This is a genomic window from Deinococcus frigens DSM 12807 (assembly GCF_000701425.1).
Classification (GTDB): domain Bacteria; phylum Deinococcota; class Deinococci; order Deinococcales; family Deinococcaceae; genus Deinococcus; species Deinococcus frigens.
The window spans coordinates 14,693-39,096 of the sequence record NZ_JNIW01000034.1 but is presented as its reverse complement, the minus strand read 5'-3'; the positions used below and the strand labels follow the sequence as shown (position 1 = coordinate 39,096).

The following is a 24,404-nucleotide window of genomic DNA, read 5'->3' as shown; positions in this document are numbered from 1 at the left end:
GCGTTCCTCAAGCTGGGCGCGGGAATACCGTGAAGGTTGCCATTCGGCCATGCCATTAGAGTATCAGGCTGTATTTACGCCGTGATCAATAAGTCCCTGCTCTCCTCAAAAGCCCCGCCGCAGTGGTGGGGCTTTCTCTATGATGGCCCCATGGCTGCCCATCCCCTCGCCGCCCCTCTCCTCTCCGGCAGCCGCCGCGCCCTGGCCCGCGCCATTACCCTGAGCGAGTCCACCCGCGCCGATCACGAGGTCGAAGCACAGGACCTGCTCTCGGAAGTCGCGCCGCACGCTGCACAGTCCATCCGGGTGGGTCTGACGGGCGTGCCAGGGGTGGGCAAATCCACCTTCATCGAGGCGCTGGGCCTGCAACTGGCCGATGCCGGTCACCGGGTGGCGGTGCTGGCCGTGGACCCCAGCAGCGCCCGCACGGGGGGCAGCATCATGGGCGACAAGACGCGCATGCCCCGGCTCACGGTTCACCCCAACGCCTACATCCGCCCCAGTCCGGCGGGCGGAAATCTGGGCGGCGTGGCCCGGCGTACCCGCGAGGCCATTGCCTTGTGCGAGGCGGCGGGTTACGACGTGGTGCTGGTGGAAACTGTGGGCGTGGGCCAGAGCGAGACGCAGGTGGCCGCCATGACGGACCTGTTCGTGCTGCTGACGCTGCCCAACGCCGGGGACGAATTGCAGGGCATCAAGCGCGGCATCATGGAGCTGGCCGACCTGTGCGTGGTCAATAAGGCCGACAGTGACCCCAGGGCGGCGGTGCGCGCGCAGACGGAACTGAGGGCGGCGTTGAACCTGCTGACCCCGCACGACGCCCCCTGGCGGCCCCGCGCGCTGCGGGCCTCGGGCCTGACCGGCGAGGGCGTGCCGGAGGTCTGGGAAGCTGTACTGGATTATGTAAAAGAGGTGGACCTGGCAGCCAAGCGCCGCAGCCAGACCGCCCAGTGGTTCGATGAACTTTTGCGAGAAGCGGCCTGGAGAATGTTCCGGGATGGTCTGGACATGCAACATCTTCAGCGTCTTCGCGCCGAGGTCAAGGCGGGGCGCTTGACCGCAGTCCAGGGTGTGACGGCGCTCACGGCTGGCTGAGGCCTGTCTCCGTCCTTCCTGCACCCGGTTTGCCCGGCGAGACATGGGGATTGCCCCGGATCAGAAACCGCCACGGCAACTCGGCCCCCCGGCGCAGGCCGACCCGAGAAGTCGTTTCAACTTCCGAATCCAGCAGCGCCTCGCCCGGCATAACGTAGAAGGTCGGTCCGTCAATCGGCTGCCCCTTCAATTCCTCGGTCAGGCCCAGCGCCGTCACCAGCTTGGCTGGGCCGTTGCTCAGGTCAACCGGGCGCTTGACGGGGCGCAGCTCGCGCATCCGGTCCTCGCCCAGCAGCGGTTGAACGGCGCGGATCAGGATAGACGCCTGGACCCCCGCTGGACGGCACACGACGTTCAATAGCGCTTGCTTATAGGCGGAGTGAAAGTACACCCGGCCCGGCTCGCCGGCCATCGCCTGGGCCGCGCCGGGCAACCGGGCAATCACATGACAACTGGGATCGCGCGGGCAGTCGTAGCCCTCGGTTTCCACGATGCGGGCGGCCAGTACGGTGCCGTCCTTCAGCACACGCACCAGCACTGCACCGATGAGCGAGCGTGCCACCGCCACTGGATTGCCCGCAAAGAAATCGGGCGTCAGGGCATGGGCATGGTGCAGGTCAGGCGCAGCAAAGGGCATGCCTGTCAGCGTAGGTGACCGATCTGGTCGCCTCTGCCGCAAAGCTTACGCAATGCGCATCTCTGAACGTTCTCTAACGCCCGGGCCAACCTGGGGATCATCCCACGGGCCTAGCCTGGGGCCATGACACAGGACCAGAACGCAGACGCGGGCCAGATCACCGAGCGCATTGTCAAGGACCTCAAAGAACGTCTGGACCGGGGCGGCGAACACATGCAGGTCAAGGACAAGGACGGCGAGCATGTCGGCACCGTGGACCACCTGGACGGGGACCGCGTGAAACTGACCAAGAGCGACAGCAGTGACGGCCAGCATCACTACGTCTCGCTGTCGCAGGTGGAGAGCATGGACGACGTGGCCGTGTACCTGAACATCACCCGCCAGGAGGCGATGAAGTAACCACAGCCTGGGGTCCGGGGCGGCGGAGGCGATCTGCCGCCTCTTCGTTTGTCTTGAAACACTGATATTGGAAACACTTCCAACCACACCGTATGCTGACGGACAACTATGCCATCCACCCTCCTGAAACCCGAAGTGGCCGAGCGACTGCGGCTGGCCTTCGACGACGACCGGGACGCCGAGACCTTTTTTCTGCGGCTGGACCGTTATGGCCCGGAACTCCTCGACAGCCTGCGCGCGGTGTACCGGGAACGGGCCGATGTCCTGCTGGAGCGGCTGCTGGAGATCATGCTGCACGCCTACCACACCCGCCCTGCCGATTTAAAGCGGCTGGACGAGGCCCGGCTGCTCTCTCCAGACTGGTTGCAATCGCCGCGCATGGTGGGGTATGTGGCCTACGCGGACCGTTTTGCCGGAACCCTGCGCGGCGTGCAGACGCATGTGGATTATCTGGAAGGGCTGGGCGTCACCTACCTGCACCTGATGCCGCTGCTGCGCCCACGTGACGGCGAGAACGACGGCGGCTACGCGGTGGCCGACTACCGCTCGGTGCGCCCGGACCTGGGCAGCCTGGATGATCTGAGCGCGCTGGCCCGTGACCTGCGGAGCCGGGGCATCAGCCTGGTCCTCGATCTGGTCCTGAACCACGTGGCCCGCGAACACGAGTGGGCCGAGCGGGCGCGGGCGGGCGAGGACCAGTACCGCGATTACTTCCACCTGTTCGCGGACCGGGGCCTGCCCGACGCCTACGAGACCACCCTTCCCGAGGTCTTCCCCGATTTTGCGCCGGGCAACTTTACCTGGGACCCGGAAGTGGGAGAGGGGCAGGACGCAGAGGAGGGCGCGGGCGGCTGGGTCTGGACCACCTTCAATACCTACCAGTGGGACCTGAACTGGGGCAATCCCGACGTGCTGGCCGAGTTCGTGGACATCATCCTGAACCTGGCCAACCGGGGGGTGGAGGTCTTCCGGCTGGACGCCATCGCCTTTATCTGGAAACGGCTGGGGACCAACAGCCAGAACCAGCCGGAAGTGCATCACCTGACCCGCGCGCTCAGGGCGGCGGCGCGCATCGTGGCCCCGGCGGTGGCGTTCAAGGCCGAGGCCATTGTGGCTCCGGGCGACCTGATCCATTACCTGGGCAGTGGCACCCACCACGGCAGGGTCAGCGACATGGCGTACCACAACAGCCTGATGGTGCAGTTGTGGAGCAGCCTCGCCAGCCGCGACACCCGCCTGATGGAAGAAGCCCTGCGCGCCTTTCCGCCCAAGCCGGCGAACACCACCTGGGGCCTGTACGTGCGCTGCCACGACGACATCGGCTGGGCCATCAGCGACACCGACGCCGCGCGGGTGGGCATCAGCGGGCCGGGCCACCGCCACTTTCTGAGCGACTTTTATAGCGGCGAGTTTCCAGGGTCTTTTGCGCGCGGGCTGGTCTTTCAGTTCAATCCGGCCACCGGAGACCGGCGCATCAGCGGCTCGGCGGCCAGTCTGGCCGGGCTGGAGACGGCGCTGGAGGACGGGGATGAAATTCAGATCGAGCTGGCCGTTCAGCGACTTCTGCTCCTCCACACGGTCATTCTGGGCTTCGGCGGGGTGCCGCTGCTGTACATGGGTGACGAGCTGGCGCTGCCCAATGACTCCGGCTACGCAGACACCACCGAACACGCCGCCGACAACCGCTGGGTGCATCGTCCGCGTATGGACTGGGCACTGGCGCAGGAGGTTCAGGCCCACCCCGACACGCCCGCCGGGCAGGTCAATGCCGGATTGCGCTGCCGCATCGCCGTCCGCAAGGGTTTGCCCCACCTGCACGCCTCGATTGAAAGCAGTGTGATTGCCAGCCCCGATCCGCGCGTGCTGCTGCTGCGCCGCGATCATCCTCTAGGAGTGTTGCTGGAGATCTACAACTTCAGCGAGGAACGCGTGGTGCTGCCCGCCTTCCTGTTGCGCAGCCATCTGGGAGAGGACGCCCACGACGCCCTGAGCGGCAGCGCCTTGCACCTGACCCGCCCCACCCTGACCCTGACCCCCTACCGCGCGATGTGGTTGACTGCGGCAGAGGTAAATGCATGACCGATCCAAAACCGCCGTCGGGCAAAGTCCCAGGGCGTACCAGCGTCCCCACCGAGGCCCTGTTGCGTGCCGTGCGTGACGCTTCTGAACGCCTGACCCGTTTCTCCCGTGACCCCGACGTGCGCCGCGAGGCCGGGAACGTGGCGCAGTCGGTGGGCAAACTGCTGGACGCCATTCGCCAGGCGGGAGGCGGAAAGAGCCGGTGAATCAGAGAGTTCGTCTTCTGGAGTGAAGGTAAAAAGTTTCAGAACTGCCTTCCCGGCGTCACACGGGCCGCCCGGCCATCATGAAACTGGCGGTCATGCCGCCGTCCACCGGCACGATGGCCCCGGTCATGAAACTGGCCTCCGGGCTGCCCAGAAAATAGACTACCTGGGCCACTTCCTGCGGCGTGCCCAGGCGGCGCAGGGCGTGCAGGTCCTCGTAATTGCGGCGGGTGGTGGGTGGATCACCACTGTGCTCGATGCCCTCCAGCAGACTCTCGGTACTGATCGCGCCGGGGGCCACCGCGTTCACCCGCAGGCCGCGTGGGGCCAGGTCCAGCGCCATCGCGCGGGTCAGGTTGACCAGTCCGCCCTTGCTGGCGCTGTAGGCCGCGTTGTCCTGCTCGGCAAACAGCCCCTGCACCGAGGCCACATTCACCACCGCGCCTCCCGGCGGCATCAGATCGATCAGGGCGCGCGTCAGCAGCAGCGGGGCTGTCAGGTTCACACTCAGGGTTCTGGCCCAGCCGCGCTCGCTGACCTCCAGCACGCTGCCGGGTGCGTTTTGATACGCGGCGTTGTGAATTAGCACGTCCACGCCGCCCAGTTCCCGCGCCGCCCGCACGACGCGTTCGCGTCCAGCGGGGCTGCTGACATCGGCCTTGACGCGCCGCTGGCCTTTCAGGGTGGGCGGCAGGGCCAGGTCCACGCTCAGGACCTGTGCGCCCCGCTCCGCGTAAAGAGCCGCGATGGCCCGCCCGATGCCGCGTGCCGCTCCAGTGACGATGATGTTTTGCGCCTGTGCCTTGGCCATGTTTTCAGTGTCGTTGACGGTGACGTAAGGGACGAGGAGTTTCAATAGACGGTCAAGGTTTGTTCGGGCGGCCCCACCCCCCAGCCCCCTACCCCAGGGGGGCAGGGGGAGCAGCGCTGCGCTAGGCAGGGTCCGTTGGGCGTGGCAGGTGGGGGTTGGAGGGGAAGGTTCCTACTTACACGCCCCGCTCCGTTACGTTGCGTAAGGCCCGTCCGCTGCGCGCCCGACGGCCTTGGGTTGCTGCTTCGTTGTAGACATTGGAAGTGCTCATTCCTATCTTCTGGCCCTTGCTTCCTTGCTGGGTAATAGTAAGGGAGACAACGAGAAAGCAGAGAAGCCCAGCCTCTCTGCCTCCTTTAGTTCGCTCGCTTACTTCTTGCTGGCGGCGATCAATGCCGGGACGATCTGATTCACGTCGCCCACAATGCCGTAATCGGCCACCTTGAAGATCGGCGCTTCGGCGTCCTTGTTGATGGCGATTATGTTCTTGCTCTTGCCCATGCCGGACAGGTGCTGCACCGCGCCGCTGACGCCCAGCGCGATATACGCCTTAGGCTGCACGGTCTTGCCGGTCTGGCCCACCTGCTCGGCATAGGGCCGCCAGCCTGCGTCCACCACCGCGCGGGTTGCGCCCACGCCCGCGCCGATGTTGTCGGCCAGCCCTTCCACAAACTGGGCGAAGTTCTCCGGGCTGCCCACGCCGCGCCCGCCGGTCACGATCACCTCGGCTTCCGAGAGGGCCACGCGGCTGGTCTTCTCCACGCTCTTGCCCGTGATTTCGGTGCGGGAGGCGGGCAGTTCTAATTCGATGTCGAACTGCTCGCCCGCCGCCGCTGCTGGGGCTGCCGGAGCAAAGCTGCCGGGCTTGACGGTGGCCACGATCACTGGTCCGCTGGCCTCCACCGTCTCGGTCACGCGGGCCAGGTAGGTGTAGCGCTGCGCTTGCAGGGCGTCTCCGCTGGCCGTCAACTTGATGGCGTCTTCCAGATACGGTGCGTCCAGCTTGACCGCTACCCTCGGCGCGTACTCGCGGCCCGAACGGCTGCCACCGATCAACACGGTGCTGGCCTCGCCCTCTTTGGCAATCTGCGTGACAGCGGCGGCCCAGACTTCGGGGTTGTACTGTGCCAGCGCGGGCAGATCGCCCACCAGCACCTGATCGGCGACGGCGGCGGCTTCGGTGGCGACAGCGGCCACGTCCTGTCCCAGCACCAGCAGCGTGATCGGTCCCTCGCGCCCGCATTCACGAGCAGCCGTCATCATCTCTAACGTGGACTTGCCGAGCTTGCCCCCGGCGTATTCAGCAACGACCAGAATCATGCCAGCACCTTCGCTTCGTTTCGCAGGAGGTCAAGGAGCTGTTCGGCAGCGGCCTGCGGGTCCTTGCCGTCAATCATCTTGTTCAGGCGGGCGCGGGTCTGAATTTCCGCCCCCAGGTATTTGACGCCCGGCTGCACAACGAAGCTGCCCAGATCATCCTTGCGGAGTTCCTTTTTCTTGGCCTTCATGATGTTGGGCAGCGTGGGGTAGCGCGGCTCGTTCAGGCCCTGCTGCGCGGTGATCACGGCGGGCAGATTGACCTTGAAGCCTTCGTTGCCGTCGTCCACGTCGTGGCGTCCGGTCAGGGTCTCGCCCTCCACTTTCAGCTCGTTGGTCCAGGTCAGTTGCGGCCAGCCCAGGCGTTCGGCACTGGCGGCTCCCAGCGCCTGAGAGTCCCAGTCGGCCTCCTGCCCGCCCAGCAGGATCAGGTCACTGCCCTCGCTGCCGGCCACCTGGGCCACGATCTTGCTCAGGGCCACGGCGTCGAAGCGCTCGTCGGTCTCCACATGGATGGCGCGGTCGACGCCCATCGCCAGGGCGGTCCGCAGGGCGTCCTCCACCTTCTTGGGACCCACGGCCAGCGCCACGATTTCTTCCACGCCCGTGTCGCCTTCGCGCAGGCGCAGGGCTTCTTCCACGCCGTATTCGTCCATACCGTCAATCACCAGGGTGGTGCCGTCCAGGTCCACGCGGTCGCCGCTGACCTTGACGCGCGCCTCGGCGTCGGGGACCTGCCGGACAAGGGTTAAAATTTTCATGCAACCTCCAGTGGGGTGGGGGTGGGCGCGATACCGGTCGCGCGCCCACCAATTAAATTAAACTGAGTTCAAGTTTAGCAGGGTCATCGTCATAACGAACATGGTGGTCTTAAGGAAAATACTGCATTCAAGGCGTCTCATTTTGCGATAGACCGGGGGCGGCTGGATGGGGAAAAGGTACAAAGCACCTCGGGGCGTTCCTGTGCCAGAGATAGCCTCTCCTCACTGCTCTCTAAATTCGTCGTCAACCAGAGCGGCGGGGATTCTCATGTTCAGCGCCGAACCTGGGGCAATGAAGAAACTGATTTCCCTGACCATTCTCGCGGTCTCTGCCACGGCGGGCGCGCAAGCTTTTAACAACCTTCACCTCGGCCTGACCGGCGGCTATGCGGGCGGCCTGAGCGGCGAGGTATTCGTGCACGCCCCCAACGTGATTGGCCCGGTGGGCGTCAAGGTGGGCGTGGCCTACACCCGTCCCAGCGACTCGATCAATGACGCCAGTCCCGAGCTTCCTGGCCTCTCCGGTCCCGGCGAGACGTTTGGGGCAGCCAAACAGGCAGGCCGCGCGACGGAATCGGGCAGCCAGACCGTTGTCTCCATCGATGGGACTTACGGTCTGGGTGAGGTGGCTCCGGGCATCGATACGCTGGTCTACGGCGGCGTGCGCTACGGCATGTTCCGCGCCAATGAGGAATACGGCAGCGGCAGGACCACCACGTACTCTTCCAGCTCTTTTGGTCTGGGTGCGGGTGCGATGGCCAGCTACGCCCTGACCGGCAATCTGAGTCTGGTGGGTGACTTGGGTGCAGATTATTTCTTCAACAGCGCGATCAATGTCAACGCGACAAAAACAGATGGCACCAGCTACTCTGACCGCTACGACACCAGCGATGGCAGCTACGCTGAGAACGGCGCTCGGTTCATCCGCCCCGGCACCAACTTCAAGGCCCGTATCGGCGTCAAGTACATGTTCTGATCTGAGTTTAGGGAAAGGGGGTGAACAGGCTGCGGCCCGTTCACCCTTTTTTCGTTTCCTGAGCGTCCAGGAAGGTCTTGAGCACCTCGAACCCGGCCACCGTGCGCGGAAAGCCCAGGTAGGGCACGCACAGCATCAACGCGCCCCGGACCTGCGCCTCGGTGGCTCCAGCGTTCAGCGCCCCGCGCAGGTGCGTCCTCAATTCCGGCGGGCTGCCCAGCGACACCAGCAGGGCGCAGGCGATCAACTCCTGCGTCTTCAGATCCAGCGCCGAGGAGTCGTAGACGGTGTCGTAGGCAAAATCCTGGATGTACGCGGCCAGATCGGCGTCCAGTCCCTGTAGCCGCTCCATGATGCGGTCATGCTGGGAGCCAAAAACAACCCCCCTGGCGCGGCCTTCTGGCTGAGGTGGGCTGCTGCCGTGTTCGGTGTCGGTCATGCTGTACAGGGTAGCGGGCGGGGGGGGACACAGGGGCGAAAGACGCGCGTCAGGTGGGGAGGCTTACAGTACGGGTGGGCAAGAACGTAAGTTTAGGCGCGTCTGACGCGGGGGGGATGCTCTAGACTCGCGACTGTCCGTCCACCCTGAATTTCGGCCTGAATCTATCCTTCCTTTCCGTGATCTGAACGAGCCACGCGCGACTGTGCGTTTCCGCCCCCTGGGGGTCTAGCCATGAACCGATATGACGACCGCGCCCGACTCGTGTTTCATTACGCCCGTGAAGAGGGGAACCGCCTGGGCCACGCGATGGTCGGCCCCGAACACCTGCTGCTGGGCCTGATGCGTGAAGGTGGCACCGCCGCCACCATCCTGACTGAATTTGGGGCCAGCCTGGACGGCCTGCGCCGCCGCGTCGAGGAGATCATCGGACGCGGCGAGGGCAACCGCCTGAACGACGCCCCCAGCATCACGCCCCGCGCCCGCCGGGTCATGGAACTCGCCTCCAGCGAGGCCCGCAGCCTGGGCGCGCAGGTGACCAGTACCGAACACATCCTGCTGGGCATCATCCGCGAGGGCGACGGCGTGGCCTTCCGCATCTTGCAGGAGCTGACCAAGGACGTGGACACCATTCGCTGGCGCATCCTGGCGCAGGGCGAGAACGGCGGCGGCAAGGCGGCCAAGCCGGTGGCGACGCCGTTTCTGGACGAGTATGGCCGCGACCTGACCAAGTGGGCGCGCGAGGGCAAGCTGGACCCGGTGATCGGGCGCAGCGAGGAAATCCGCCGCGTCACCCAGATCCTGACCCGCCGCACCAAGAACAATCCGGTGCTGATCGGTGACCCCGGCGTGGGCAAGACGGCCATCGTGGAGGGACTGGCGATCGCCATTCACGAGAAGCGCACGCCGCCCAACCTACACGGCATCCGGTTGATCAGCCTGGACCTGTCCGGCGTGGTGGCGGGCACCAAGTACCGGGGCGAGTTCGAGGAACGTCTGCGCCAGATCATCGAGGAACTGCGCAACGCCAAGGTGATGGCCTTTATCGACGAGCTGCACACCCTGGTGGGCGCGGGCGGCGCGGAAGGTACGCTGGACGCGGCCAATATCCTCAAGCCTGCCCTGTCACGCGGCGAGATTCAGGTCATCGGCGCAACCACCACGGGTGAATACCACCGCTACATCGAGAAGGACGCCGCCCTGGAACGCCGTTTCCAGCCGGTGATCGTGCTGGAACCCAGTCCCGCCGAAACATTGCAGATTCTGCGCGGCCTGCGGCCCAAGTACGAGGAACACCACGGCGTGCAGATTCCCGACGCGGCACTGGAGCTGGCCGTCCGCATCGGCGAACGCAGCCTGCCGGGCCGCAATTTTCCTGACAAGGCCATTGACCTGATCGACGAGGCCGCCAGCCGCGTGCGCCTTAATATGAGCATCGAGCTGCCGGTGGCCGAGAACGAGGACGGCGAACCGATGGTCACCCGCGAGGACATCGAGAGCGTGATCAACTCGATGGGCGGCATCTACAGCGAGGAAACTGCCGAGCAGTTGGGCGATCTGGAAGCCAGCCTGGAAGACCAGGTGTACGGCCAGCCGGATGCCATCAAGGCCCTCAGCTCCGCGCTGCGCCGCGCCCGCGTGGGCCTGGGCGGACGCACCCGAGTAGCCGCCTCCTTCCTGTTTGTCGGCCCCAGCGGCGTGGGCAAGACGCATCTGGCCCGCGCCCTGTCACGCAGCCTGTTCCACTCCGAACGCTCGCTGATCCGCGTGGACATGTCCGAATTCCAGGAGAGCCACAGCATTTCTAAACTGATCGGCTCGCCTCCCGGCTACGTGGGCTACGAGCAGGGCGGACGCCTGACCGAGGCCGTGCGCCGCCAGCCCTTCAGCGTGATCCTGCTCGACGAGATCGAGAAGGCGCACCCGGACGTGTACAACACCTTCTTGCAGGTGCTGGACGATGGCCGCCTGACCGATGGCCTGGGCCGCGCAGTGGACTTCCGGCGCACCATCATCATCATGACCAGCAACACCGGCTTCAACGTCGGCCCCACGGTGGGATTCAGCCCGGTGACGCCGGACAACAACGCGCCGCTGCGCCACATCTTTACCCCGGAATTCCTGGACCGCCTGGACGACGTGATCCGCTTCAAGCCGCTGGGCGAGCCGGAACTGGTGCGTGTGGCCCAGCAATTGATGGGCGAGATGAGCGAGGAACTGGCCAGCCGCGAACTGAACGTGACCTTTGATCCGGCCATCGCCGCTTGGCTGGTGGGCAAGCTCAAGGCCCGCAGTCCCAAGCATGCGGTGGGCAGCTCCCGCCAGTTGCGAACGCTGGTGCGCGAGGAAATCGAGGACCCGCTGTCCCTGGAACTGATCAGCCGCGACGGCGACGAGGTGCGCGTGGTCCTGACCGACGCGGGCCTGCAATTCGAGCGCGGGACGACGGCCCCGCCGCAGATCCTGGCCTAGCAGCCGCCTCGGCTCGGTAGCTTTGCAAATCCCCCCACCCTCTTCCCAGCGGAGAGGGCTTCTTTTGTTCTGCGCCTCAAACTGGATGGCCACCGCGAAACAGTCCTTCCAGAAGAGTGCGGCAGCTCGGGGCCGCAGGCGAACCGTCTGGCCCTTGCAGACCTGTCACTCCTTGAATTTCGTCTCAGTGTCAAACCCTCCGCCCTGGCCGGGGGCCGTGAACACCTGATCGGCAGCGCCGCATGCGCCGGCACTGCCGTCGATCTGGGCTTTGGTCTGTGGCGCAGGCTGGTCCAGCGAAGTCTGGAGCGTGTGTTGATGGTGGTCGTGCGGCTGGTGCCGGGCCGCGTGAGGATTGCCCGAAGCCGTGGCTGGCCTCATCGGTGGTCCACCGTACGTTCAGGCCATGAAATGGATTTACCTGCTCCTCAGTGCCGCAGGGCTGGTCCCTGCTCCTGCCCTGCGGCCAGTTCCTTCCATGGATTGCCGACAACGGTCTTGATCTGTCGGCCCTCGTCCAGCAGGCGACGGCAACCCGCCTCGCGGCTTTCGCCTTGGCTGATGTCTTGATCAGTGTGCTGACCATCATGGCCATGATCCTGGCCGAATGGCGGTGGGACCAGGTTCGGCTGGCCTGGTTGCCGCTGCTGGGCTGCGTGACCATCGGTGCTTCCTTCGGCTTGCCGCTCTACCTGTACCTTCGGGAGCGGGCGCGCTCAGCCTGAGCCGCTTTGTGCTTCCTTGCCCGCTGCCCTGCACTCCCAGCGCGTAGCATGTGCCCCATGACCAAAAGCATCACCGACTTTCAAGACGACCACGGGCGCATCACCGCCTGGCCCAGCAAACGCCGCCGCGTTCACCAGATGGCGATTCTGGACCACCTGACCGGCCTGTTCGAGCCGGGCGTGTCCTACGATCAGGGCCAGGTGGAAGGCGTGCTGGCCGATCACAGCACCCTGGAAGACCCCTCGATCCTGCTGACCGAACTGCTGGACAGCGAGTACCTGGCCACCGCAGACGGCGCGTACTGGCGCGCGGATGGCCGTCCCGGCGTGAGCGCGGAGCCTGCCGACTCTGCCAGCGAACCGTCCGGCGAGGTGGAGATCAGCGTTTCCAAGAATGGCTAGGGTCACCACCAAATACGTCTGCAACAGTTGCGGCTACACGTCGGCCAAACCGCTGGGCCGCTGTCCAAACTGTCAGGCGTGGAATTCCTTTGAGGAGGAAGTGCCCAGCGTCACGGGTGGCAAGGCGCGCGGCGGCGGGGCGGGGGGCTACGGCGGCATTTCCGGTGGCAAGCTCACGCCGCTGTCTACCGTCGGGCGGCGTGAGGAACCGCGCACCTCGTCGGGCATTCTGGAAATGGACCGGGTGCTGGGCGGTGGCCTGGTGGCCGGGGGCGTCACCCTGATCGGCGGCGAACCGGGCATCGGCAAGAGCACGCTGCTGCTTCAGGTGGCCGACAGCGTAGCGCGGGCGGGCGGCACCGTGTTGTATGTGGCAGGGGAGGAATCGCTGGAGCAGATCCGGCTCCGCGCAGACCGACTGGGCGTCACCGCCGACATCCAGCTCACCCGCGACACCCGCGCCGAACACATCGCGGCCCTCATGAGCGAACATAGACCCGCGCTGTGCATCGTGGACAGCATCCAGACCGTGACGGTGGAGGGCGAGGGTGCGCCCGGCGGCGTGGCGCAGGTGCGCGACAGCACGTCCACGCTGACGCGGGCGGCCAAGGAAACCGGCACCGCCACCGTGCTGGTGGGCCACGTCACCAAGGACGGCACCGTAGCCGGGCCGAAGGTCATGGAGCACATCGTGGACACCACGGTCTTTCTGGAAACGGTGGGCGCGTTCCGTCTGCTCCGCAGCGTTAAGAACCGCTTTGGACAGGCCGGGGAGCTGGGCGTCTTCGAGATGCGCGGCGAGGGCCTGATCGCCGTGGAAAATCCCAGCGCCGCCTTCCTGGCCGAGCGTCCGGTGGGCGTGCCGGGCAGCGTGGTGGCCGCCACCGTGGACGGCCAGCGCCCCATGCTGCTGGAGGTGCAGGCACTGGCCAGCAAGACCCCGTACCCCAACGCCCGGCGCGTGGTGGTGGGCCTGGACCCGCGCCGGGTGGACGTGGTGTTGGCCGTGCTGGAACGCCGCCTAGACCTGACGCTGGGCGGCCTGGACGTGTACGTGAACCTGGCGGGCGGCCTGAAAGTTCCCGATCCGGGCCTCGACCTGGCCGTGGCCCTGGCCGTGTACAGCGCGGTGGTGGGCCGCGCTCTGCCGCAAAACGTGGCGGTGTTCGGCGAGGTGGGTCTGGCCGGAGAGGTCCGCAGCACGGTGGCCTCCCAGCGCCGCGCCGAGGAAGCGGGCCGCGCCGGCTACAAACGCCTGATTGTGCCGCCTGGCCTGGCCGGTCACGCGGGCGTAAAGAGCGTGGAGGAGGCCGTGGGTGTGGTGTGGCAGACGGCGAAGGCTTGAGCAGCAGAACAACCACCTAATACAGGGCGGTAAGGACATTCTGGTCTGTGGCAGCGGCGGACTCGTGCAATTTTTCCTGCGGCACTGCTCCGGGGATCAACTGACCCGCCGGTCTCGCCCGCCACGCTGGGCCAGGGCGGGCGGCTGTTTGATGGGGAAGTTCCGGGGCTGAAGCAGGTGCATTCCCAGACTCTCAGCTCCTGCGTGATGGCGTCGACGGACACGCTCGCGACTGCTCCTGAGCCGAACAGTTGGCCCCGCTATTGCCTGACCGCTGGCCGCCACCCGGCTGCCCGAGGCATGACGAGCGCGAAGCTCGACACCGATCTAGGACGAACGGTGCAGTGAGAGGCCGCGAATTCCTTTACCTCGGCTGACTGCTCAGGACGATCACATACGCCGTCCCATGCGCCCCCCGTACCACGCTGGCCCCGGCATGGGTATAGCGCCGCTCGGTCATCCAGTAACAGTGGACCGGGCTGCCCAGCCACCAACGCACGGCCCCCTCAGTATTGAGGCCCGAACCCATGTACACGATCTCGGTGACGCTGGTGGCGTTGACGCCCGTGCTGGCCGCCCGGACGCGGGGTGTGCTGCCGTTTTGCCCCGTGTGGGTCACGCGCCCGGACGTCCCCATGTAGCCGGCCTGGAGGCGGGCGGCCAGGGCATGCCGCGCGTTGAAGCTCAATGCCCCGGCCACCGGGCGGCGTCCACTGCCCGGGCAACTCACGCCCTGCGCCCTGATCTGGTTCAGCCGCGCGAGAAGCTGCGCCTCCAGGCTGGCCTGGGCCTGGGCCGCCGGGACAGCGAACAGGAGCGTCAGGGCGGCGACGAGCAGCAGTGCGCGTTGGACCATTCGCACAGAATAACGCAAAAGCAACCCGGCTCACCTTCATTCAGATGAGCCGGACTGGGAGGAAGCTGGGAATTTACGCGGGCAGCAGGCCGCTCCGGCGCAACAGGGCGTCGGCATCGGGACCACGGCCCATGAACTCGCGGTAGAGCTGGGCGGGGTCCTCGCTGCCGCCCCGGCTCAGGACGCTGTCCACAAACGCTCGGCCTGTGTCGCGGTTGAAGATGCCCTCGCTGGCAAAACGCGAGAAGGCGTCGGCGTCCAGCACCTCGGCCCACTTGTAGCTGTAGTACCCGGCCCCGTAGCCCACCGGGCTGCTGAAAAGGTGGTTGAAGGACGCCACCATCGAGTAATCCTGTGGCAGCGGGTACGGCACGAAGCTGGCCATGCTGTCGCGGGCCAAAGCCACCGGGTCCTGACCGCTCCCCGGATCGAATTCGACGTGCAGCATCAGGTCCGTTGCGCCGAAGGAATACTGGCGCATGGAGGTGTTCGCGGCGCGGTAATTGCGGGCGGCCAGCATCTTGTCAAACAGGTTCTGGGGCAGCGTCTCGCCGGTCTGATAGTGGCGCGCGAACAGGTCTAGCGCGTCACGCTCCATCACCCAGTTTTCCATGATCTGACTGGGCAGCTCCACGAAATCCCAGGCGACGCTGGTGCCGCTCAGCGACTTGATAGGCACCGTGGACAGCGCGTGGTGAAGCAGGTGGCCGAACTCGTGGAACACGGTTTCTACCTCGTGGATCGACAGCAGCGCGGGCGTGTCCTTGCCGGGAGGGGTCATGTTGCCGCACATCAGCCCCAGGTGCGGATCCACCCCGTCCTCGCGCGGACCGCCCGTGACAAAGCCGTTCATCCATGCCCCGGCCCGCTTGGTGTCGCGCGGGAACCAGTCGGTGTAAAAGGACGCGACGTGCGTGCCGGTCTCGTCCTGAATGTCGTAATAGCGCACGTCGGGGTGCCAGCCAGGGGCCTGCGACTCCTTGACCGACGCGCCGAACACGCGGCGGGTGATCTCGAACAGGCCGGACAGCACGTTATCCAGCGGAAAGTAAGGGCGCAGGGCTTCCTCGTCAAAGTCGTACTGAGCCTGGCGCTGCTTCTCAGCCCAGTACGCCACGTCCCAGGCGTCCAGCGCGGGGGCGTCCGCTCCGGCGTGTTCGCGGTGAAAGGCTTCCAGTTCCTCATTCTCACGCTCGTAGGCGGGTCGGGTGCGGGCTTCCAGATCGCGCTCGAAGTTCAGGGCCGTCTCGCCGCCGCCCGCCATGCGGTCTTGCAGCACATAGTCGGCGAAGTTGGCGAATCCCAGCAACCGTGCTTTCTCGCGGCGCAGCTCGAGGATTTCACTGACCAGCGGGCGGTTGTCGCGCCCGTCCTGTTTGCCCACCTGCTGCTGCGCCTCCCAGATTTCGCGGCGCAGCTCGCGGTCATCGGCATAGGTCATCAGCGGCGTGGTAACTGGCTGGTGCAGGGTCAGGCGGTGGCCGCCTTCGCCGCGTTCCCGCGCGTCCTCACGGGTGGCGTCCTGCACGCGCTGCGGCACCCCGGCCAGCCGCTTCTCATCCACGTAAAGCTCGTAGGCCGCAGTGGCGTCCAGCACATTCTTGCCGAAGTCGCTGGTCACGCGGGCCAGACGGGTGTTCAGTTCCAGCAGGCGGGCCTTGTCGGCGTCGTTCAGGTCCGCCCCCTCGCGCTTGAAGTCGTCGATGGTCAGCTTGAGGTGCCGGGCGCGCACCGGATCCAGCCCCCGGGCGTCGTCCGTCTCGGCAAAGGCTTTCAGGGCCGCCCACAATCCGGGGTGCAGGCTGAGGTTGGTGTAGAACCCGCTGGTCTTGGGCAGGATCGCCTGCTTGGCCGCAGTCCACTGGGGGCTGCTGACCACTGCGTCCAGGTGATGGACGATGGTGGTCACGGTGCCGAGTTGCTCGGTCAGGGTGTCCAGATCGGCCATGAAACCCTGGAACTGGCGCTCGCCGGACTTCGCGAGGCGTTCCAGGCGCTCGTTCGCCTCTGCGAGCAGTTGATCCACGGCGGCTTCGGCGTGTTCGGGTTTGATCTGATCGAAGGGAATGCGGAAACCCACATTCAGCAGCGGGTTGTCCGTCAAGGCACTTGATGGATTCATGCACCGAGTATAGGCAGTGGTCCAGTCCGGTCTCCAAAGAAGTGTGTAGAGCGTCCGGTCATGCGGACCTCATCTCTGTGTCGGTCTCTATCTCGATATCTGGCCCGGCGCGGGGACCTTGTGCTCTGGTTTCTTGCGCTCCAGCAGCGGCGCGAGCTGCGCGTCGAAGCGTGACAGCACCGGCCCCAGGATGGCGGTGAGCAGCACATACACGGCGGCCAGCGGCCCCAGGCTGGGGGCCAGGCTCAGACCCAGCCCGGCGATCAGAATGCTGAATTCGCCGCGCGGGATCAGGGTGGTCCCGGCGCGAAACCGCCCGCGCAGTTGCACGCCCGCGCGGGCCGCACCCAGCCAGCCCACTGTGAACTTGGTGGCCCCGGTGATCAGGGTCAGCACAATGGCGGGCAGCAGCACGGCGGGCACCTCGGCCAGATTGAGCTGGAGGCCGAAGAACACGAAGAAGACGGCGGCGAACAGGTCCCTCAGCGGCTCCACCTGACGGCGCGCGCGCTCGGCCACCTCGCCCGACAGCGCGATGCCGACCAGAAATGCGCCGATGGCCGCGCTGACCTTGAGCAGATCGGCAACTCCTGCCACGATCAGGACCAGCCCCAGCACGCCCAGCAGCAGCGCCTCGTCGCTGGGCACGTTCATCACGCGGCTCAGCACATGGCCGTAACGCAGCGCCAGAAAAAAGGCCAGCCCGAAGGCGGCCAGCGCCACCAGCAGGTTGACACCCACCGCCACCAGCGTTCCGCCGATCAGCAGGGCGGCCACCACCGGCAGGTAGGCGGCCATCACCACGTCCTCGATCACGCAGACCGCCAGGATCACCGGGGTCTCGCGGTTGCCCAGCCGTCCCAGGTCCCGCAGAATCTTGCTGGCAATCCCGCTGGAGGTCAGGTAGGTGACGCCGCCCAGCAGCACGGCGGCCATCGGGGTGAAGCCCAGCAGAAACCCCGCGATCAGCCCCGGCGTGAAATTCAGGGCCAGATCAATAAGACCGATCTGCCGGTTGGCCCTCAGGTTGCTGCTGAGTTCCTCGCTGGTGTATTCCAGCCCCAGCGTGAACAGCAGCAGCACCGCGCCGATCTCCGCGCCGGTATGAATGAATTCCTCGGGCGCGTTGCCCAGCGACATGAGCGCGCCCAGAGCAATACCCGCCAGCAGGTACAGCGGAATGGGGGTGATGCCCAGGCGTCCGGCGGCGCGGCCCACCAGCGCCAGCAAGAAGATCACGCCGCCCAGTTCCAGAAACAGTTGGCCCAGTTCCACGGTTCACCTCCTCGGTGTACAGGAGGATGAATTACGGTGTTTCGGCCAGCGCCTTCTCGGCTCTCGCCGCCTTGACCTCCGGCTCGCCGTTGAGCAGGCGGGCGGCGCGGGTCACGCCCTCAGCGGTACCCACCACCACCACAATGTCCCCGGCGCGCAGGGTAAATTCCGGCCCCGGCGCGGGAATGGCCCCGCCGCCGCGCATGATCGCCACGATGCTGGCCCCGGTGCGGGTGCGGAGCATGGTGCTGCCCAGCGGCTGGCCATGAAACGGCGTGCTGTCGGCCAGCGGCAGCCAGTCCATCGCCAGGCCCTCGATGTCCTGCATGCTCTGGGCCACCCGGCGGGTCACGGTGCTGCCGCCCAGCAGATCGGCCACCACTTCCGATTCCGCCTCGTCCAGCACGATGCTCTGGGCGCACGAGTCGGGGTCTTCCCGCAGCGACACGAACAGCTCACGCCGCCCGTCGCGGTGGGTGATCACGCCTACGCGTTTGCCAAATTTGCCGTCAAAGTCGTAGCGCAGGCCCACGCCGGGCAGGGAGGTTTCATCGAGCTTTACCATGCGTTCAGGATACGGGTTGAAACATGCTCGGAAGCGGAGGTGAATTGCTATGGCAGCGTGGAGGCGGGCCGGGAGCAGCTTTGTTGCCTCCGAGTCCTCCTGCCCGTGGTCAGTCCCAAATCTCGGCGGCAGCTCGGGGGAACGGGACCGACTTTCTGCGCCGCACACCGTTGTGCCCCGCTGTTCCCTTCAAAGGCATGCCAGAAGTCCAGCCCGTGCCATACAGCGTCTGCCATCCAGCATCTGCGCGCCGCCCTATGCTGAGCCGTGACCCGCCCCTCCGCCGCCGCCGCCCCGCCTGTCTCGGCTCTGTGGCCCACGCTGGGACTGGCGCTGGGACCGGCGGTGGCGCTGGGACTGGCGCGCTTCGCGTATGCGTTGATGCTGCCCATCATGCAGGACAGTCTGGGATGGACCTATACCCAGTCGGGCGGCCTGAACACCGCGTCTGCCGTAGGCTACCTGCTGGGCGTGGCCACCGGAGCTGGAGTCGGGCGGCAGTTGGGCCTGCGGAGGGCGTTTTTGCTGGGCATGCTGATCACGGCTCTGGCGCTGCTGGCCTCCGGCCTGACGGGCAGCTACCCGTGGATGCTGCTGTGGCGTGCGCTGGCCGGGGTAACGGGGGCCGTGACCTTTGTGACCGGCGGGGCGCTGGCCGCTGAACTGGCCTCCGCACACGACCCGCGCAGCGGTGGCCTGATCGTGGGCGGCTATTTCGGCGGGGTGGGGCTGGGCATCGTCGCCTCGGGCGCGGTGGTTCCGGCGCTGCTGGCCGCCGGGGTCCGCTGGCAGGGCGCTTGGTGGGCAGTGGGCGCGCTGGCCCTGGCCGCCTGTGCCTATTCGCGGCGCAGCACACAGGGCATGGGCGGGCGCGTAAAGGGTTCCGGCAGTGGGAGCGCGGGGCTGAATCTGGTCCCGTTGTGGCCGACACTGACTGCCTATTTCCTGTTCGGCGCGGGCTACGTGTCGTACATGACCTTTGTGATCGCCTTTCTGCGCGGCGAGGGCCTGGGTTCCGGGGCGGTGGCGGCCTTCTGGATGGTGCTGGGCGCGGCAGTGGTGGCGTCCTCGTGGGTGTGGCGTGACCCGATTGCCCGCTGGCCCACCCGGCGGGCGCTGCCGCTGATCCTGCTGGTGCTGGCGGCTGGCACGGCCCTGCCGCTGACCTCAGCGGCGCTGACCCCGGTGTTCCTGTCGGGCGTCCTGTTCGGCGGCTGCTTTCTGGCGGTCATCGCCGCGATCACGGCCCTGGTGCGCCGCACCCTGCCGGGCGCTGTGTGGGCCTCAGCCCTCAGCGCCGCCACCGCCATCTTTTCTGCCGGGCAGGTGCTGGGGCCGCTGTGGTCTGGCTGGCTCTCGGACCTGACTGGAACGCTGAATTGGGGGCTGCTGGGTTCGGCGCTGCTGCTGCTGATGGGGGCGGCAGTGGCGACGGGGCAGCGCGAGTAGGGATGGGTCAGAGGCGGGTATCGGGTCTAGGTCAAACCGGGCCAGATTTGCCTATCCCTTCATACTGAAACTCAGAAAATGAATAACTCGACATGGACTGTGGAGGATTACAAAAACGCCATCCAGGTTTTGCAACTCAAGGGCAAGTGGACGGCCACGCGGGCGAAGATGCTGCGCGTGCAGTATGAAGCGCCAGCCCACACCCTGGTCGAACCAGAGCTGACCTTTTTAATGGGCTGGTCAGGACACAAGGGCAACTCTGATTACGGCAAGCTGGGCAAGCTCTTGGGCGCAGAGCTGCTTGATGTCGGCCCTGAATCCGTAGGTGAAGGCTGGCCGTTTCTGGCCTCCGGTGACTGGCGCGAAAATGACAATGACCGCTGGCCTGGGCAACGCTTTTTCTGGGCCATGCGCCCCGCTCTGGCGCAGGCGCTGGAAGAGCTGGGATTGGTGGGAGAGAGGGCTGACGAACCCAGAGTCATCGCCTCAGCATTTGAGGCCGATGGCGAACTCCCGCCCGGCAGCTATCCAGAAGGTGCAACCCGGCAAGTTACCGTCAACGCCTACGAGCGCAACCGCGCCGCGCGGCAAGCCTGCGTGGAATATCACGGCACCATCTGCGCGGTCTGCGACTCCGATTTAGGGGAGTTCTACGGCCCCATCGCCTACGGCTTTATCCACGTTCACCACCTCAAACCCCTTTCTGAAGTCGGTGAAGGCTATAGCGTGAACCCACACACGGACCTCGTGCCCGTGTGTCCCAACTGCCACGCCATGCTGCACCGAACGAGTCCGCCCCTGACTGTGGAGCAGCTCAGAGAAATGATCCAGGAGGCCCACTGATGATCACATCACACCCCACACCCCACACCCCACACCCCCAGACGATGGCCGAGAAGATCCTCTCCCGGCGCGGCGATAAGACGGTGTACGCCGGAGACCTGGCCGTGGTGGAAGTCGATCAGGTGATGGTGGTGGACTCGATTGCCCAGAGCTTCATCGAGCGCATGCAAAAGGACCTGGCCGCCGTGCCCAAATACCCGGAGCGCGTGTCTATCGTAGTGGACCATGTGGCCCCGGCCAGCACCGTCAGCGTGGCGCAGGCGCAGAAGGAGGCCCGCGAGTACGCCGCCCAGACCGGCGTGGCGCTGTTCGACGTGGGGCGCGGCATCTGCCATCAGGTATTGATGGAAGAGGGGCTGGCCCGGCCCGGCTGGATCGTGCTGGGGTCAGACAGCCACTCCACCACCTACGGCGCGGTGGCCGCCTTTGGCACCGGTATGGGCGCAACCGACATCGCCCTGGCCGCTGCCAGCGGCAAAACGTGGCTGCGGGTGCCCGAAAGCGTGAAGGTGACGTTCACGGGTGAGCTGCGGCCCGGCGTGAGCGCCAAGGACCTGGCCCTGGAAATGATCCGTACCCTGGGCGCGGACGGCGCAACGTACCAGAGCATCGAGATTCACGCCGGAGACCGCTTTACACGCGGCGAACGCATGACCCTGGCCAACCTGTGCGTGGAGGCGGGCGCGAAGGTGGGCCTCGTGGTTCCCGGCGGCGAGATCCTGACCATGTACGACGTGCCCGAGTGGGTCTATCCCGATGACGGCGCAACCTATGTCCAGCACATCGAACTCGATCTGAGCGTCCTGAACCCCCGCATGAGCGCGCCGAGCGAGGTGGACAACGTGCATGACGTATCCGAGCTGCGCGGCCTGAAAGTCGATCAGGTCTTTATCGGCACCTGCACCAACGGGCGGCTGGAGGATTTGCACGCCGCCGCCGAGGTGCTGAGGGGCCACAAGGTCAGCCCCGGCACGCGCCTGCTGGTCATTCCGGCCAGTTCGCAGGTCATGGAGGCGGCGATGGAGGACGGCACGCTGCTGACCCTGCAACGCGCCGGGGCAGTGCTGGGAACGCCGGGCTGCGGCCCCTGCATGGGCCGTCATCAGGGCGTGCTCGCGCCGGGCGAGGTCTGCGTGTCCACCAGCAACCGCAACTTCATAGGCCGCATGGGCGACAAGGACGCGCAGATTTACCTAGCCTCGCCCGCCGTGGCGGCGGCAACGGCGGTGATGGGCAAGATTGCCCTGCCGGGGGATGTAGGGGCGGCAGTCTGATTGTCCAGAGGCGGAATGGCACGCAGATGTTGAGCAGGCGGGCTTTGACACTTGTGGTCGACCCGGTAGGCTATGGAAAGGCTGGTTCCGATGGCTTCATACCACCAAAGCACCTCCTGTTGTCGCTCCTGTCCAGGGAGCGAAATCTAGCCTGGGCCTCATACCTGTTTCAGCGAGCAAAAACCTCAGTTATCGGCCATTGAAGTCAGCGTTTATAGTCTTTCCAAGCTCTAGACATGTTTTTTAGTGCAGGAGTGAATTGACATGAAGGCAGATCAGGGCTGTCTCCGTATGACCTCAAATGCCAGTGAGATGATCTATGCACGGGAAATGTACTCTGAATTCGCTCAGGCGTTCAGCTTCCCCTCCTGCTTCGGCGGGGGTATGAATGCCTTGAATGATATGCTGACCGACTTGACCTGGCTAGAATTTAAACATATAGAGCTGACTATTGTAAATTCAAACCTCTTGTGCACTCTTTTGCAATACTCAGGGCCGCATGCGCGTCAGCATGCGCGGGAAGGGAATCGCTTCGCGAATATGGTCCAGGCCGCAGATCCAGGCGATCACGCGCTCCAGGCCCATGCCGTAGCCCGCGTGCGGCACGCTGCCCACCCGCCGCAGGTCCAGATACCAGTCGAAGGCCTCTAACGGCAACCCCTGCTCCTCGATTCGCGATTTCAGCAACTGGTAATCGTGGATGCGCTCGCTGCCGCCGATGATCTCGCCGTAGCCCTCGGGGGCGATCACGTCGTCGCACAGGGCAACACGCGGGTCTTCGGGGTCCGGCTGCATGTAAAACGCCTTGATGGCCGCCGGGTACTTCTCGATGATCACCGGGCGGTCGAAGTGGTGGCCCAGAATCGTCTCGTGCGGCGCACCCAGATCGTCGCCCCATTCGACGGGCTGCACGTCGCCCTGCACGTTGGGCGGCAGATCCCCGGCCTCAATGTGTTGCCGCACGATCTTCAGCGCCTCGGTGTAGGTGATGCGCGGGTAGTTCCCCGCGGCAGCTCCGGCCAGCTTGGCGGTGTCGCGGCCCAGCAGCTCCAGCTCCTGCGCGCACCCGTCCAGCGCGCGGCGCACGATGAAACTCAGCATCCGCTCCTGCAAATCCAGGTTCTCGCGGTGGCTGCTGGGGGCCACCTCCGGCTCGATCATCCAGAATTCCAGCAGGTGGCGGCGCGTTTTGCTTTTCTCGGCGCGGAAGGTGGGGCCGGAGGTGTAGACCTTGCCGAAGGCGAATGCCCCGGCCTCGGCGTGCAGTTGTCCGGTCTGCGAGAGGTAGGCCTTGTCCTCGCCGAACAGATCAATTTCAAACAGCTCGGTGGTTCCCTCGGCGGCATTGGGCGTGAAGAACGGCGCGTCAAAGCGGATAAAGCCCTCGCCGTGAAAGAAGTCCACGATGGCCCGCTGCACGCTGTCGCGCACCCGCATCACGGCCCAGGGGCGGCGGTGCCTCAGCCACAGGTGGCGGTGGTCCATCAGAAATTCGGTGCCGTGTTCCTTGGGCGTGATGGCGTACTCGGCGTGGTTCTCGGAGATGGCCGAGACTTCGCGCACGCTCAGCTCCACGCCGCCTGGGGCGCGTTCGTCGGCGCGGACCTCGCCGGTCACGGTGACGGCCTGTTCCTGGGTCAGCCGTTTGGCGGCCTCGAACACGTCCTCGGCCACGTCGCCCCTGAAGACGGTGGCCTGCACGAAGCCGCTGCCGTCGCGCAGCTTCAGAAATTGCAGTTTGCCCTTGCCGCTCTTGTCCGTCAGCCAGGCGTGAACGCTCACGCTCTGGCCAACGTGGTGTTTAAGGTCATGAATGCTGGAAGTTGGGGCCATGCCTGGAATTATGGCAGAGCAGCGGGTCACCCGCCTCGGGCTGGGCCGGAACGCCATCTGTCCATCACGGGAGGCGACTGGCACCCCAGAACGTGCAAAAAAAATCCACCCGGAACGTCTCCAGGTGGAACCTTGCCAGCGGAATTAAAGTCGGGTGGTGTCCCGGGTGTCCACCTGGACCGGCGTGACCGTGCGGCGGTTCGCCCCGGCCAGACCGATCAAGCCCAGCAAGCCCAGCAGGCCCCAGGGGAACTCGCGGGTGTCGGCCCGACCATTGTTGTTGGTGTCGATCACACCGTCGCTGTTGGGGTCCAGTGGAGCCGTTGTCGTAGAGGTTTCTGTGGACGTCGTGTCCTGTGCCGAGGCGACGGGATAAACGAGCAGGGCTAGGCTGAGAAGCAGGGCTTTTTTCATGGGGGAACCACCTTTTAGTGTGACGCTCTGATCAACGGGCGGATTCCGTCGTCTTTGCGCATGGGCCTACCCTAAAATGTGTGAAATCCAATTTTATGTGCAATGGCTT

Annotated in this window: 24 protein-coding genes and 1 pseudogene; 13 read left to right on the top strand and 12 right to left on the bottom strand. The window is 65.7% G+C overall.

Features of this window, described 5'->3' with window-relative positions:
* The first annotated feature begins 150 nt into the window (after nucleotides 1-150).
* Nucleotides 151-1,095, top strand: coding sequence for a methylmalonyl Co-A mutase-associated GTPase MeaB (gene meaB / locus Q322_RS0112485; RefSeq protein WP_029478245.1), 945 nt, complete (start codon nucleotides 151-153; stop codon nucleotides 1,093-1,095).
* Here meaB and Q322_RS0112480 read toward each other — a convergent pair.
* The gene (locus Q322_RS0112480; RefSeq protein WP_051668505.1) at nucleotides 1,082-1,732 is read right to left on the bottom strand and encodes a DNA-3-methyladenine glycosylase; all 651 of its coding nucleotides are present in this window, start codon (nucleotides 1,730-1,732) and stop codon (nucleotides 1,082-1,084) included. The two genes, meaB and Q322_RS0112480, sit on opposite strands and share 14 nt — an antisense overlap.
* Before the next feature lie 123 nt (nucleotides 1,733-1,855).
* On the opposite strand from Q322_RS0112480, the gene Q322_RS20990 reads away from it, so the two are divergent.
* The 3 genes from Q322_RS20990 (at nucleotide 1,856) to Q322_RS0112465 (ending at nucleotide 4,416) form a co-directional block, all read left to right on the top strand.
* On the top strand, nucleotides 1,856-2,131 hold the full coding sequence (locus Q322_RS20990; protein ID WP_029478243.1) for a DUF2171 domain-containing protein: 276 nt from the start codon (nucleotides 1,856-1,858) through the stop codon (nucleotides 2,129-2,131).
* Nucleotides 2,132-2,239: 108 nt separating this feature from the next.
* Entirely contained in the window at nucleotides 2,240-4,210 is a 1,971-nt protein-coding gene (locus tag Q322_RS0112470; RefSeq protein ID WP_029478242.1) for an alpha-amylase family protein, read from the top strand.
* Entirely contained in the window at nucleotides 4,207-4,416 is a 210-nt protein-coding gene (locus Q322_RS0112465) for a hypothetical protein (protein ID WP_029478241.1), read from the top strand. Before Q322_RS0112470 ends, Q322_RS0112465 begins: the two co-directional genes overlap by 4 nt.
* A gap of 58 nt (nucleotides 4,417-4,474) precedes the next feature.
* Here the strand turns inward: Q322_RS0112465 and Q322_RS0112460 are convergent, their stop codons facing one another.
* The 3 genes from Q322_RS0112460 to Q322_RS0112450 form a co-directional block, all read right to left on the bottom strand.
* Nucleotides 4,475-5,227: an SDR family NAD(P)-dependent oxidoreductase gene (locus Q322_RS0112460; protein WP_029478240.1), complete on the bottom strand. Its 753-nt coding sequence runs from the start codon at nucleotides 5,225-5,227 to the stop codon at nucleotides 4,475-4,477.
* Nucleotides 5,228-5,596: 369 nt separating this feature from the next.
* Nucleotides 5,597-6,547 carry an electron transfer flavoprotein subunit alpha/FixB family protein gene (locus tag Q322_RS0112455; RefSeq protein WP_029478239.1) on the bottom strand — a complete coding sequence of 317 codons (951 nt, stop codon included), beginning with the start codon at nucleotides 6,545-6,547 and terminating at the stop codon, nucleotides 5,597-5,599.
* Nucleotides 6,544-7,305: an electron transfer flavoprotein subunit beta/FixA family protein gene (locus Q322_RS0112450; RefSeq protein ID WP_029478238.1), complete on the bottom strand. Its 762-nt coding sequence runs from the start codon at nucleotides 7,303-7,305 to the stop codon at nucleotides 6,544-6,546. Before Q322_RS0112450 ends, Q322_RS0112455 begins: the two co-directional genes overlap by 4 nt.
* 292 nt (nucleotides 7,306-7,597) lie before the next feature.
* Between Q322_RS0112450 and Q322_RS0112445 the strand changes: the two genes are divergently transcribed.
* Entirely contained in the window at nucleotides 7,598-8,281 is a 684-nt protein-coding gene (locus Q322_RS0112445; protein ID WP_029478237.1) for an outer membrane protein, read from the top strand.
* A 40-nt stretch (nucleotides 8,282-8,321) separates the two neighbouring features.
* On the opposite strand, the gene Q322_RS0112440 is transcribed toward Q322_RS0112445, so the two are convergent.
* Nucleotides 8,322-8,720 (bottom strand): carboxymuconolactone decarboxylase family protein, encoded by a 399-nt coding sequence (locus Q322_RS0112440; protein ID WP_029478236.1) that lies wholly within the window; start codon nucleotides 8,718-8,720, stop codon nucleotides 8,322-8,324.
* Between the two features lie 234 nt (nucleotides 8,721-8,954).
* On the opposite strand from Q322_RS0112440, the gene Q322_RS0112435 reads away from it, so the two are divergent.
* On the top strand, nucleotides 8,955-11,192 hold the full coding sequence (locus tag Q322_RS0112435) for an ATP-dependent Clp protease ATP-binding subunit (RefSeq protein ID WP_029478235.1): 2,238 nt from the start codon (nucleotides 8,955-8,957) through the stop codon (nucleotides 11,190-11,192).
* Between the two features lie 165 nt (nucleotides 11,193-11,357).
* Here Q322_RS0112435 and Q322_RS0112430 read toward each other — a convergent pair whose 3' ends face one another.
* Complete coding sequence (locus tag Q322_RS0112430) at nucleotides 11,358-11,573, bottom strand: hypothetical protein (RefSeq protein WP_029478234.1); 216 nt, start codon at nucleotides 11,571-11,573, stop codon at nucleotides 11,358-11,360.
* 50 nt (nucleotides 11,574-11,623) lie between these two features.
* Between Q322_RS0112430 and Q322_RS20985 the strand changes: the two genes are divergently transcribed.
* Genes Q322_RS20985 through radA form a run of 3 tightly spaced genes read left to right on the top strand, consistent with a single transcriptional unit; the run spans nucleotide 11,624 to nucleotide 13,664 of the window.
* A complete protein-coding gene (locus Q322_RS20985; RefSeq protein ID WP_051668504.1) occupies nucleotides 11,624-11,917 on the top strand; it encodes a DUF2834 domain-containing protein in 294 nt (97 codons plus the stop codon).
* Between the two features lie 57 nt (nucleotides 11,918-11,974).
* The gene (locus Q322_RS0112420) at nucleotides 11,975-12,319 is read left to right on the top strand and encodes a DUF2087 domain-containing protein (RefSeq protein ID WP_051668502.1); all 345 of its coding nucleotides are present in this window, start codon (nucleotides 11,975-11,977) and stop codon (nucleotides 12,317-12,319) included.
* Complete coding sequence (gene radA / locus Q322_RS0112415) at nucleotides 12,312-13,664, top strand: DNA repair protein RadA (protein WP_029478232.1); 1,353 nt, start codon at nucleotides 12,312-12,314, stop codon at nucleotides 13,662-13,664. The genes Q322_RS0112420 and radA overlap by 8 nt, the downstream gene beginning before the upstream one ends.
* A gap of 364 nt (nucleotides 13,665-14,028) precedes the next feature.
* Here radA and Q322_RS0112410 read toward each other — a convergent pair whose 3' ends face one another.
* The 4 genes from Q322_RS0112410 to Q322_RS0112395 form a co-directional block, all read right to left on the bottom strand.
* Complete coding sequence (locus Q322_RS0112410; protein WP_029478231.1) at nucleotides 14,029-14,520, bottom strand: CAP domain-containing protein; 492 nt, start codon at nucleotides 14,518-14,520, stop codon at nucleotides 14,029-14,031.
* A gap of 73 nt (nucleotides 14,521-14,593) precedes the next feature.
* Nucleotides 14,594-16,642, bottom strand: a complete 2,049-nt coding sequence (locus Q322_RS0112405; RefSeq protein WP_029478230.1) for a M3 family metallopeptidase — start codon at nucleotides 16,640-16,642, stop codon at nucleotides 14,594-14,596.
* A gap of 87 nt (nucleotides 16,643-16,729) precedes the next feature.
* Nucleotides 16,730-17,917 carry a cation:proton antiporter gene (locus tag Q322_RS0112400; RefSeq protein WP_029478229.1) on the bottom strand — a complete coding sequence of 396 codons (1,188 nt, stop codon included), beginning with the start codon at nucleotides 17,915-17,917 and terminating at the stop codon, nucleotides 16,730-16,732.
* Between the two features lie 31 nt (nucleotides 17,918-17,948).
* Nucleotides 17,949-18,482 carry a cation:proton antiporter regulatory subunit gene (locus Q322_RS0112395; RefSeq protein WP_051668501.1) on the bottom strand — a complete coding sequence of 178 codons (534 nt, stop codon included), beginning with the start codon at nucleotides 18,480-18,482 and terminating at the stop codon, nucleotides 17,949-17,951.
* 267 nt (nucleotides 18,483-18,749) lie between these two features.
* Between Q322_RS0112395 and Q322_RS0112390 the strand changes: the two genes are divergently transcribed.
* The 4 genes and pseudogenes from Q322_RS0112390 to Q322_RS24985 form a co-directional block, all read left to right on the top strand.
* The gene (locus Q322_RS0112390) at nucleotides 18,750-19,931 is read left to right on the top strand and encodes a YbfB/YjiJ family MFS transporter (RefSeq protein WP_029478227.1); all 1,182 of its coding nucleotides are present in this window, start codon (nucleotides 18,750-18,752) and stop codon (nucleotides 19,929-19,931) included.
* A 78-nt stretch (nucleotides 19,932-20,009) separates the two neighbouring features.
* Nucleotides 20,010-20,774, top strand: coding sequence for an HNH endonuclease (locus Q322_RS21785; RefSeq protein WP_211248899.1), 765 nt, complete (start codon nucleotides 20,010-20,012; stop codon nucleotides 20,772-20,774).
* A complete protein-coding gene (locus Q322_RS0112380; RefSeq protein ID WP_029478225.1) occupies nucleotides 20,774-22,048 on the top strand; it encodes a 3-isopropylmalate dehydratase large subunit in 1,275 nt (424 codons plus the stop codon). The genes Q322_RS21785 and Q322_RS0112380 overlap by 1 nt, the downstream gene beginning before the upstream one ends.
* Nucleotides 22,049-22,312: 264 nt before the next feature.
* Nucleotides 22,313-22,501: pseudogene (locus Q322_RS24985) on the top strand (barstar family protein); the annotation flags it as partial.
* 36 nt (nucleotides 22,502-22,537) lie between these two features.
* Here Q322_RS24985 and asnS read toward each other — a convergent pair.
* The gene (gene asnS, locus Q322_RS0112375) at nucleotides 22,538-23,881 is read right to left on the bottom strand and encodes an asparagine--tRNA ligase (protein ID WP_029478224.1); all 1,344 of its coding nucleotides are present in this window, start codon (nucleotides 23,879-23,881) and stop codon (nucleotides 22,538-22,540) included.
* Nucleotides 23,882-24,025: 144 nt separating this feature from the next.
* Nucleotides 24,026-24,295, bottom strand: a complete 270-nt coding sequence (locus tag Q322_RS0112370) for a WGxxGxxG family protein (RefSeq protein ID WP_029478223.1) — start codon at nucleotides 24,293-24,295, stop codon at nucleotides 24,026-24,028.
* Nucleotides 24,296-24,404 lie beyond the last annotated feature (109 nt).